Origin of the sequence: Flavobacterium sp. UBA4197 (genome assembly GCF_002379575.1) — a bacterium.
GTDB lineage: Bacteria > Bacteroidota > Bacteroidia > Flavobacteriales > Flavobacteriaceae > Flavobacterium > Flavobacterium inviolabile.
In genome coordinates this window covers 113,049-124,333 of record NZ_DFUB01000021.1, presented here as the reverse complement: position 1 = coordinate 124,333, position 11,285 = coordinate 113,049, and the positions used below count along the sequence as shown (strand labels likewise).

At 38.4% G+C, this 11,285-nt stretch carries 7 protein-coding genes and 1 tRNA gene; 4 read left to right on the top strand and 4 right to left on the bottom strand.

The annotated features are described in order from the left end of the window. The 4 genes from B3394_RS12475 to B3394_RS12460 all read left to right on the top strand — a co-directional run. On the top strand, window positions 1–1,823 hold a 1,823-nt coding region (locus tag B3394_RS12475; RefSeq protein ID WP_286924163.1), incomplete at its 5' end, for a pyocin knob domain-containing protein. A 288-nt stretch (window positions 1,824–2,111) separates the two neighbouring features. Continuing rightward, a complete protein-coding gene (locus B3394_RS12470; protein WP_286924159.1) occupies window positions 2,112–3,422 on the top strand; it encodes an ATP-binding protein in 1,311 nt (436 codons plus the stop codon). Between the two features lie 167 nt (window positions 3,423–3,589). Beyond that, the gene (locus B3394_RS12465; protein ID WP_286924145.1) at window positions 3,590–7,708 is read left to right on the top strand and encodes a DNA/RNA non-specific endonuclease; all 4,119 of its coding nucleotides are present in this window, start codon (window positions 3,590–3,592) and stop codon (window positions 7,706–7,708) included. Between the two features lie 14 nt (window positions 7,709–7,722). Next, window positions 7,723–8,298: a hypothetical protein gene (locus B3394_RS12460; RefSeq protein WP_286924143.1), complete on the top strand. Its 576-nt coding sequence runs from the start codon at window positions 7,723–7,725 to the stop codon at window positions 8,296–8,298. Between the two features lie 367 nt (window positions 8,299–8,665). Here B3394_RS12460 and B3394_RS12455 read toward each other — a convergent pair. From B3394_RS12455 to B3394_RS12440, 4 genes are all read right to left on the bottom strand, one after another. Next, window positions 8,666–8,751 (bottom strand) — tRNA-Leu (locus B3394_RS12455). Between the two features lie 202 nt (window positions 8,752–8,953). Beyond that, window positions 8,954–9,292 carry a DUF1508 domain-containing protein gene (locus B3394_RS12450; protein WP_177731948.1) on the bottom strand — a complete coding sequence of 113 codons (339 nt, stop codon included), beginning with the start codon at window positions 9,290–9,292 and terminating at the stop codon, window positions 8,954–8,956. Window positions 9,293–9,362: 70 nt separating this feature from the next. Continuing rightward, entirely contained in the window at window positions 9,363–9,497 is a 135-nt protein-coding gene (locus B3394_RS12445) for a hypothetical protein (RefSeq protein ID WP_262888438.1), read from the bottom strand. A 4-nt stretch (window positions 9,498–9,501) separates the two neighbouring features. Continuing rightward, the gene (locus B3394_RS12440) at window positions 9,502–11,058 is read right to left on the bottom strand and encodes an OmpA family protein (protein ID WP_177731951.1); all 1,557 of its coding nucleotides are present in this window, start codon (window positions 11,056–11,058) and stop codon (window positions 9,502–9,504) included. Between the last annotated feature and the right edge of the window lie 227 nt (window positions 11,059–11,285).

The window sequence follows — 11,285 nt, the reverse complement described above, 5'->3', positions numbered from 1 at the left end:
TAAGTGCGACAGAACTTCATGAAGGATTAGTCTTAAAAGCGGACATAACGGATCTGAATTCCGGCTTGGCTCTAAAAGCAAGCAAAATCGATTTGAGTTCAGGTTTGGCAGAGAAAGTAGGCATGGTCGATTTGAATTCCGGTCTGGCTTTAAAAGCCAATACCATTGATGTTGATGGGAAATTATCTGCAAAAGCGAATATAACCGATCTGAATTCAGGATTAGCCGGAAAGGCCAATGCGAGTGATGTGGATGCGAAATTTGCGGAAACAAGCACTGTTATACAAGAAGGTTTAGCTTTAAAGGCAAGCAAAATCGATTTGAGTTCAGGTTTAGCAGAGAAAGTAGGCATGGTCGATTTAAATGCCGGTCTGGCCTTAAAAGCCAACACTATTGATGTTGATGGGAAATTATCTGCAAAAGCGAATATAACCGATCTCAATTCAGGATTAGCCGGAAAGGCCAACACAAGTGATGTGGATGCGAAATTTGCGGAAACGAGTACTGTTATACAAGAAGGTTTAGCTCTAAAAGCAAGCAAAATCGATTTGAGTTCAGGTTTAGCAGAGAAAGTAGGCATGGTCGATTTGAATGCCGGCCTGGCCTTAAAAGCCAACACTATTGATGTTGATGGGAAATTATCTGCAAAAGCGAATATAACCGATCTGAATTCAGGATTAGCCGGAAAGGCCAATGCGAGTGATGTGGATACGAAATTTACGGAAACAAACATCATTATGCATGAAGGCTTGGCATTAAAAGCCAATAAAGCCGATTTAAGTTCAGGACTTGCCGAAAAAGCAAACACGATTGACGTGAATGCCAGATTAGCCGAAAAAGTAAGTGCCGCCGAAATGTATCAGGGATTAGCGTCAAAAGCGAATGCCGCCGATGTGGATGCGAAATTTGCTGAAAGTATAACCGTTATGTATGAAGGATTGGCCCATAAAGCAGACGTACAAGGTACTTTAAATGTTAGAGGACAGTTGGGGTATGATGAGGACTTAAACGAATACAGGGAAACCGGTATTTTCTCTCAAAACTCTGATGAAGCAGCGAGATCAGGAAAGAATTATCCTTCATTTATGGCAGGGATGTTAACCGTTGTCAGAAATTATAAAGATGAGGTGATGTGCTATCAGACCTACCATACCTATGGAACGAACAATATGATATACCATCGTGCATTTTATAACGGGGAGTGGTCTCCCTGGAATGGTATGACCAATAGTGGCGGCGATTATCTGCGCAAAACAGGAAATGAAACAAAAACAGGAAATTTAGGAATTGAAGGTGCTTTTGCTTCTCTGGATAAATCCGAGGATAGCTCACTAAGACTGGAGACCAATAAACTGCAGATACCGAATATACAGGGAGGCAATTACGGCCAGAAATACAGTAAGGATATAAGTCTGCAAAGGCAGGGAGGTAATGTCGGGATAGGGACATCGGCACCTGTAGCAAGATTAGATGTTGAAGGAACTGGTAACTTTTCGGGTGAGCTGACCATTGCTCCTGCTACATTGCCAAATGGTGCTGTTAATTTAGCTCAATTAGCTATGGAGCCCGGAGATAAAAATGAGAAAGGCTATTTGAAAATCCTTACGTTTTATCATAATCCGTCCGAAAAATATGAAGACAAGGATCTGGTAAATGCACAAATAAAATACATAGTATGTTTCAGGACAGATGACGGAAAGTATTTTTCACCATACATTGTTGAACCGCACAATTACGAATTCTTTGATAAAGAAGGTATGCTCTCTTTCAATATGGCAGACAAGAGCTATATCGTAGTCAACTATATAAAAAGGAACTACTAAACACAAAACCTCACAGGTATTTCAATCTGCCTGTGAGGTTTTTTAAGGCATACTGCCTTAGCCGGAAGAACAATCAAAAACAGACACATAAAGTATTACAATCCGGGTTTTCCCGGCTTGTGCGCGGTTATTGGTATGTGGTTGGTATTTAGTTGTTTGGTTTTTTAAAACGGTAAATTTTACGACTTACTGCAACTACTGAATACAGCGCCCGAAAAAATACTTTTTGAGAAAAAAAATAGTGAATTTTGAACTTCAGAAGTTTAAAAAACAAACACCAAAAATACAATGGAGTCAAAAAAATTACAGCAAATATTCAGTTATCTAGAACAAGTAATTATCTGGCGAATTAACAATCCTTCAAAAGATTTCAATATAGAAGCACCTGGATTTAGCACTAGTGACCATGAAGGCTTTCCACTAGGAGACTATATCTCGGAAAAAGAGCTTGTCCATCAGGAAGTTGTCATTCTCTTAATGGCATTGATGCCAAGATTGGACCCGGCGTTGTTACGACGTATTTATTTAGAGGTACCCAATAGTGTATTGTTTGACGTATGTTCAACCAATGATAGCGGCAGGCTTTTTTATCCAACAGTCGAAGCGGTACAGTATATTTTAGGAGGAAGCTGTATTGCAGGGCGATTACAGGTATTGCAATATTTTGATGACTCGAATATCTTAATAAAAGAAAACATTATAAAGCTGGCAAATCAGGATGAAGACGCAATTGGCAGTAAGATAAATGTCACGCAGGAAGCTTTTAACCGCATCCTGCAGGGCGTAGAATTATTGCCAAAAATGAGTAAAGATTTTCCGGCAGAACAATTACACACCCGCAGATCGTGGAGCGACCTCATACTTCCCCAATCCACGTTAAACGAACTTCAAAGCATAGAAGCCTGGTACAGTAGCAGTAATATACTCATGGAGGAATGGGGTATGCAAAAAACCTTAAAACCAGGCTTCCGGGTGTTGTTTTACGGCGATCCGGGTACGGGTAAAACATTGGCCGCAAGCCTTTTGGGGAAATATATAAACCGGCCTGTTTTTAGAGTGGATGTTTCCATGCTGGTTTCGAAATACATTGGTGAAACGGAAAAACATTTGGCCAAGCTTTTTGATAAAGCAGAAAACAAAGACTGGATACTGTTTTTTGACGAAGCCGATTCCATTTTTGGTAAACGTACGAACGTTCGCGATGCACACGATAAATATGCCAATCAGGAAGTTTCCTATCTGTTACAGCGAATCGAAACCTTTTCGGGATTGATCATACTCGCATCAAACTATAAAAACAATATGGACAAAGCCTTTACGCGACGCTTTCATAGCTGCATCAGATTCAATAGTCCCAAGCATGAGGAGCGTCTGCGTATCTGGCAACATAATTTGCCCAAACAATTGAACTTAGAAAATATTGACTTAAATGATATCGCCAGACGCTATGAACTGACAGGTTCAAATATCATGAATGTCATTCAGGATATAAGTTTGAAAACAATAGCTTCAAAATCGGCCGATTACAAAGTAAGCCTGGACGTATTGAAGGAAAGTATTCAAAAAGAATATTTAAAAGAAGATCGAATATTCGCATAAACTGCTTAACAATCAAGTAAGCCTCCCAAAATCAAATTACAATCGTCTGATTTTTTGATTTTTTTTCAGACAGTAATGTGCTATAGGGGATGTAACGCATACCGTTACGCCTTGTATAGTGCAAAACTGTATCACAAAACCAAGAAAATAATATAATAGTAAGGTAAATGAACGCAGAGAAAGAGAGTAATCCGAAGAAAGCAGCGCATAAGAAAGAACAGAAACAGGCAGTGATTTTGCCTCTTTCTCTGCGCGAAACTGAGAATGCCAATTCTCAAACGCAGGACCCAAATATACAGGAAAGACCAGCTTCCGTTGAGAATAGCAGCCCGACGTCCGGTAATGAAAGCATTCCGGCGGTTCATGGCTCCAGTCCGGCGTATTCCGATGGTGCTGAACAAAAGTACCAACAACTTCAGACCAGTCTTGAGAAAACAGGGGAATTGGATCATCCTGATACCAAACAGAAAGAGATGGAGTATAAGAGTACGCTGGGCATTAGTGAATTGAGGGAATACCACGATGCTAAGCCGGCGGAAGCGAAACCGGCTGCAGCTGCTCAGGCAGATAAAAAAGAGGAACTGGTTCCGGTGGCTACTGCCGCGGGTACATCCAGTACGGATACTCCGCTTAAATCGCCAGCAATTGTTGATAAAGGAGAAGTAGTAAATACAGAATCGTTGGAACCGGTTGCCGACAAAGAGGAAGTACCGGAAGCTGAAGATGCAACACCGAAGACGGCTACGGCCAATCCTGTTTTCCTGGAAATGCAGGATCAGATAACGACAACAGCAAAAGCACAACGAAAACATGGACCAGCCGGTAAAGCATCACAGGATGCACAGGCTGCAGCACCTTCTCCGTCAAACGAGCGCCAAAGTAAGGCACAAGCCGGGCAGGTGAAAAAAATGAGTGAGCAGGAACCGGGTACGTTTAGTGCAGCTGCTTTTAAAGCCGAACTGAAAAAGAAAATTGCCGGGATGCAGCTTCCTAAAAATGAAGAGCAGGCCGACAATTTTGAAAAAAATAACAACATCAAACAGGTAAACGAGCAGGCAATGGGCTCGGTGAAAAAAGAGAAAAATGCCGCTTCGGGAAGTATCGCGAATACGACATCTCAAAAACCGGATACAGGAGCACAACCTGTTCGAAATGTTGCCAAAATGCCAACGCCGGATCATGGTAAAGCTCCGTCAGCTATTAATGCGTCTAAGGCAATGCCGTCAAAAAGAGATGCTGCTAACATTGAAAAACCGATTCAGTCAGAAACAGACAGCATTGATAACCAGATGAAAGAGCATGGTGTTACGGATAGCATGCTTGCCAACTCTAATGAACCTTCATTTAAAGGGGCTTTAGATGAGAAAAATAAAGCAAAAGAGCAAAGTAAGGCGGCTACAAACCAGTTTAGAACCGAGGAAGGTCAGCAAATAAACAAAACTCAGAATGAAGCTCAGGCACAAGCGGCACAGCAAATTTCGGGTATGCATGGCACACGTAAGGGCGGATTGGATAAAGTGCTTGGAAACCAACAGCAAACGGCGTCGAAAGATACCGAGAAACGTAAAGAGATTGCGGATAAGATCAATAAAATTTATGGGGATACCAAAAAAGATGTTGATGATATTCTAAATGGTCTTGATGATACCGTTGCGGGTAAATTTGCAGCAGGTAGTAAAGCTGCAAAAATTGCTTTTGAAAACCATGTGGACAAGGAGATGACAGCCTATAAAAAGAAACGTTACGGCGATTCCTGGTTGGACTGGAGAAATCTAAAACGTGTAAAAGATGCCGTTGTAGGTCTTCCACCGGAAGTTAATGAATTCTTTACAAGTGGAAAAGAAGTTTATATCAAAACGATGGATGTTTACATTGACAATATCGCTAATGTTGTAGCATCACAACTTAACGCAGCAAAAAGAAGAATTGCTACCGGTAAAAAAGAGGTACAAAATTATGTAGACACGTTATCGCCAAGTTTAAAGAAACTGGGAGCAGCTGCGATCAGCGAAATCCAGGGTAAATTCAATGCACTTGAAAAAGATGTAGACAGTAAAAAAGATGCACTTATTGATGTATTGGCTAAGAAATATGTTGAAAATATTGAAGCTGTCGATGCCAGAATTAAAGCGTTAAAAGAACTGAACGGCGGTTTAGTGGGTATGGCATTAAAAGCCCTGAGCGGTGTTTTTGCCTTCATCATTGAAGTGAAAAACACATTGATGAGCCTGTTGGCGAAAGTGGTTGAGGTTGTAGGAGCTATTATTATGGACCCTATAGGATTCTTCGGTAACCTTATCGCGGGTGTTGGACAAGGATTTTCAAACTTTACGACAAATATCTGGACACACCTTAAAACCGGATTCTTTAGTTGGTTAACAGGAGCGTCAAAAGGGATTACGATTACCATGCCGGAAGATATCTTCTCATTAAAAGGAATTTTCTCGATAACCATGCAGGTACTTAGCCTGGGTTGGGAAGGTATACGTTCTATCGGAGCCACTGTAGTAGGGGAACCGTTAATGAAAGTACTGGAAACAGGTGTTGAAATAGTACAGGTGGTACGAAAAGATGGTATTGCAGGACTTTGGGAATATCTGAAAGATCAATTCCAGGATTTGAAGGAAACCGTTATGGATGCCATTATGGATATCATTCAAAACCAGGTTATTCAGGCCGGTATCAAATGGATTTTAGGATTGTTATCACCTGTGGGAGCCTTTGTAAAAGCTATTATGGCTATTATAGATGTAGTGAAATTCTTTGTACAGCGTGCCGCACAGATTGCCGAATTAATTAAAGCCTTTATGGATAGTGTGGCAGCAATTGCCAGCGGTAAAGTGGGCGCAGTGGCCGTAGCGATTGAAAATGCATTAGCAAAAGCCATACCGGTATTGATTGGGTTATTAGCTTCGATATTAGGTATCAGCGGACTGGCTGATAAGGTGCTTGCTGTGATCCGAAAGATACGTCAGCGTATTGTGGCCGGAATTACCAGGTTTTGGAACTTTGTGAAGGAGAAGGGGAAAGGGCTGCTTAGTAAAGTTGGTATTGGTAAAAAGGATAGCAAGACCAAAGAAGAGAAGAAAAAAGAGAAACCTCAGGATAAACGAACTCCGGTAGAAAAACAAAAAGATCTTGATGCTGGTGTGAAAAAAGGAACGGAACTATTAAGAGATAATAATTTAGATAAAAAAGAAATTCAGAAACGTTTAGAGGTTATAGAAGATACTTATGATTTGCAAGAACTCAAAATAGTTACTGATAGAACTGAAGAGGGTAAAGAAACGGTGCATATTCATGGTAAAGTCAACCCTGAAAAGGATGGGGAGCAAGTCAATAGAATAACCAATAATGATAAAAAAGTTAGTGGTTGGTTGTTGACTCCGACTGATGTAAAAGATCATAATAAAAGTGAATTAGAAATCACTGAACAACGAGATGGTGAAGCCTATGTAGGATATAAAGCCAAAAATGAAGCTGAACATGGTGTTATTGTTGGTCGATCAGGAACGACAAATTCTTTTGTCAGAAAATTAAAAGAAGATAATAAATATGGGGATTATTATAATAGATTAACTGGTTTAGAATTGTCTAAAAGAATGAATATTATAAGTGGCGGAAGCTCAACTCATAATAAATTTTATCCGGTAGGTATTAAAGAAAACCTTTTGTCTGATGGTAGAAAAGAGATCACATATAGATATGCTGATGGAGAACAACAATTTACTGTAATTCTAAATGCGGATGGTTATCCAACTTCTATAAAAGGTGATAAGCTTACAATACATGATTTGGGTAGAGGGACTACTCAGGATAGCGAGGGCAAAATTATAAATGCAGGCATGGATGCAGCTCACTTAATAGCTAATATGTTTGGTGGTTCTGGTTATAGAGAGGCACAGAATATTATTGCTACAAGTGCGGAGTATAATCAAGTTGTAATGAGAGAAAAAGAAGATTTAATTTTAGCTTATGTTAAAGGGGAAAAAACTGCAAAATATTTTAGTATGCAAGTCGATTTGGAATTTGTAAAAGATAATACTACTTTTGAGATTGCAGCCATACGTAAAGCATTGGCCGACCATGCAAGAGCCGACGATGATAGACATGGTCTTTCTGATGCAGCGCTTCTGCAACAAATAGAAACAAGATTGAAGCAAACCAATCAAAAAAGAGTAAAAAAAGTTATTTATAGAGTTGAATTGTTTACTGATGGTGATATAAGTATAAAAAAACAACCGTTTTTTATAAATGAACCAGACTTATTATTCGGAACAAGATAAAATTTAAAATAAATATGGATAGAATAAAAGAATTTATTGAAAGCTTTATTGAAAGCGAATATGATTGTAACCGTAATGAATATTTGTCTTCTGTAACAGATGAAGAGTTCGATTTATTAAAAAATAAAGCACTTAAGTTTTACCATTCGCGTGATTCTGGTAGTTTGTTTGTTAGAGGAATTGCAGAAGAAAACCTGCAATATTTTACAGAGGAAGAGATAAAAGCTTTTGAGAAAAACTCTATTGCTGCTATACCTCGGACCTTATTTCAAATCAAGTATTATCAGGGACCTATATTGGGAGATGCTTTGAAACGTATTGTTACAGGTAGCGATTTATATGCGTGTTATGTAGGTTATACATCTGAAGGAGGAAGAGATCTTTATTTTTCTTCAATCTTTTATGTTTCGGAAACCAATGAAGGGTTGAAAATCATTTATAGGAAAAGTTTTGATTCTGATACTGGTGTCTGGTATCATCCCGTAGATTTGTCTGTAGGGACTGTGATAGATGAAGGTAAACTTATTGAAGTAGAAAAATATCAAGAACCAGAAGAAGTAACTAGTTTAGCAGATTATAACGCTGAATAGAATTTATTTTATATTTACAATGAATAAAAAATCAAAGCCTCTTTTAAAGAGGCTTTGATTTTTTATACGCTTAAATGTCGATAGATGGAATTTCTAATTTTCAATGGATATCTTTATAAATGGAGTTATGACTAATATTAGATATGGTTATGGGATATGGTTATGGGATATGGTTATGGGATATGGTTTGCCCTTTAAACCTTCTTATGTATTTATAGAAATAATTAATCAGATTGTATAATAAGCTTATAGGAGGTTATTTATAAATAACAGCAGGCCATAAGTAAAGACCTATTAAGGCAAGAACCCACAATTTGCAAACAGCTATAAAACAAAAAAAAGCTCCAAACTATGTTTGGAGCTTTTGTACTCAAGGCGGGACTTGAACCCGCACGAACATTACTGTTCACTGGATTTTAAGTCCAGCGTGTCTACCAATTCCACCACTCAAGCTTATATTCTTTGAAAATATAAAATCGATTTTGAGAATAATGCGATACGTTTCTGTATTGCGTTGCAAAGGTAGTATTAAATTTTAATTTCACAAGCTTTCTTAAGGAATACGAATGAAAAAAAATACAGAGAATACGGTATATTGCTGAGGTAAGGAGGATTATCGGCCCGATAAATGTGAGGTTATTTTTAAAGCGATGACTTAAAAGAATATCTCTTCGGTAAAATCCAGCACTTCTGCGGCTTCAACATTGCGCTGTATCTCTTCAATACCTTTCGCAATACGCAATTCGGTGGTGAATTTTCTGCTGGTAGCGCAAATCTGATCCTGAACCACCACTCTGAAAAAATACTTGCCGCTGGAAGTCTTAAATCGGAGAAATAACATCTTCTCAAAATAGATCTTCATGATCTGGATGTCTCTCACGCATTCTACTTTCTGATTGTAGCTGGCTCCGGTTAAAATTATCTTACCTTTCCTGGAAGTGTAATTAAAACGATACTGTCCGTTTTCTCTTTTTGTAATAACAAATGCTCCCATTTAGTGCTGCTTTCTTGTAAAATTCGGACGGCAAAACTAACAAAAAAGTCCCGATTTACGGGACTTTTCTTTATGCTTCTTTCTGCATTTCTTTCTTTTTCGCTACGTCGTTTTTAACATAACTTGATTTGCAGTTCCAACCTCCTGAGCATGATGCTGATAAAACGGAAACAGAAATAATTCCCGCTAAAATTAATTTTTTCATGATTCTATTTTTGTATTATAAATTCTACTCTTCTGTTTTTGCTTTCCTGCTCTTCGGAACAATTCCCTTTGCATTTAAACTTTAATTGTGTTTTACCGTATCCTTTGTAAGCCAGGCGGTTCTCACTAACACCGTGCTGTATAAGATAAGCGTAAGCTGCTGCAGCACGTTTTTCGGATAAGGTCATGTTGTAATCTGCTTTTCCTTTGGAATCCGTATGTGCATTGATGTTGATCTTCATGTCCGGATTCGCTTCCAGGGCATCGATAATTTTGTTTAACGAAAGCTCTGATTCTTTTTGTAGCGATGCTTTGTTAAAATCGAAATAGATATTCTCAATTTCAATAGCGCTGTCTGTTATGTTGGCTTTTGTCTGAACTAGGGCAATGTGTTTGTTGTAATGTGTGGCGTTACCGTCCGGTTTGAAAAATATAGTATTCGGCAGATAACCTTCTTTGTTTGTTTCGATGCTGTAAGCCGATAGCGGATTCATTTTCAGGGCAATGTTACCATGAGCATCAGATGTTGTTTTCTTGATGATTTCGCCAAACTCATTTTTAATAACGATGCTGGCATTGGGTAAAGCAGTTTTAGTGATGCTTTCTTCTACTACGGCATTGAAATTTTGTTCTAGTTCTACTAATTCGAATTTGTAAATGTCAAAATCGGACTTGTCGGCCTTTCTGTTCGAAGAAATATATCCCTTAGCGTTATTGCTGAAGGTAAACGCAATCTCATCATTATGAGTGTTGATGGTTTCTCCCAGGTTGGAACGATTGGTGATAGCCTTGTTTGTTAAAGAAACTCTGAAAACATCATATCCGCCAAAAGTCTCGTGTCCTTTGGAAGAAAAATAAATGTATTTCTGGTCTGCAGTAGCATAAGGATATTTCTCGTCTTTATCGGAGTTTACCGTCGGACCCAAATTGGTTACATTTTTCAATGTTCCGTCAGCAAGTACATCGGCACTGTAAATATCAAATCCTCCAAAACCACCTTTCATATCCGACGCGAAGTAAATCTTCTTGCCGTTAGCATTCATATAAGGCGTTTCGATTGAATAATCACCGTTTATTGATAGTTCCTGGATATCTTTCCAGTATCCTTTTGTTTCCAGGTCAAGCGTCGCCTTTTGAAGCGAATATTGATTAGGATTGTTTTCTTTCGCTTTTGTTAGGTAAATTGTTTTCTCATCCGGAGAAAAAGTCACTCCGCCTTCATCGGTATCGGCATCCAGTAATTTCGAGAAAATAACCGGACGTAAAAGATTTCCGTTTTTGTCAAGATCGGTACAGAAAAGATTGTTGTAAGGCGTGTTCGTTACCGGATCAACGGAAACTTTGGCAAACCCTCTTTTTTTGTTGGACAAAATAAGGTACTTGTTCATAAAGAAAGCTGTTCCTACTTCGGATAACTCAGTATTTACGCCTGAATCGAATGTAGTAAAGCTTAAACCGTTACTTTGCGGTAATTTATATGTTTTATTGGAATTACTCTGCCCCTGGGCGAATAATTGTGATGAAAATAATAAAGAACAAACAATAATTTTGAAGGGTTTCATTTTGCTATGTTATCAACGTTTCTGGTATAATCTTTATGGATGTGACGAATATATACCCGATTATTATGATTACGTTAATAAATCTTTAAACGGATGTAAATAATCGATAAAGTGCAACGGTGTAAAATAAAGACTACAATTTGAGAATTTCGTAAAACTTTAAGAAATAACAAAAGTGCGTGAAAATGTGATATTTATATAAATAAAAAAAGCTCCAAACGTTAGTT

What these genes read in the sequence shown, in the direction of transcription:
- B3394_RS12440 (WP_177731951.1), bottom strand. Translation starts at nt 11,058, where the DNA reads ATGAAACCCTTCAAAATTATTGTTTGTTCTTTATTATTTTCATCACAA.
- B3394_RS12470 (WP_286924159.1), top strand. Translation starts at nt 2,112, where the DNA reads ATGGAGTCAAAAAAATTACAGCAAATATTCAGTTATCTAGAACAAGTA.
- B3394_RS12450 (WP_177731948.1), bottom strand. Translation starts at nt 9,292, where the DNA reads ATGGGAGCATTTGTTATTACAAAAAGAGAAAACGGACAGTATCGTTTT.
- B3394_RS12465 (WP_286924145.1), top strand. Translation starts at nt 3,590, where the DNA reads ATGAACGCAGAGAAAGAGAGTAATCCGAAGAAAGCAGCGCATAAGAAA.
- B3394_RS12460 (WP_286924143.1), top strand. Translation starts at nt 7,723, where the DNA reads ATGGATAGAATAAAAGAATTTATTGAAAGCTTTATTGAAAGCGAATAT.
- B3394_RS12445 (WP_262888438.1), bottom strand. Translation starts at nt 9,497, where the DNA reads ATGAAAAAATTAATTTTAGCGGGAATTATTTCTGTTTCCGTTTTATCA.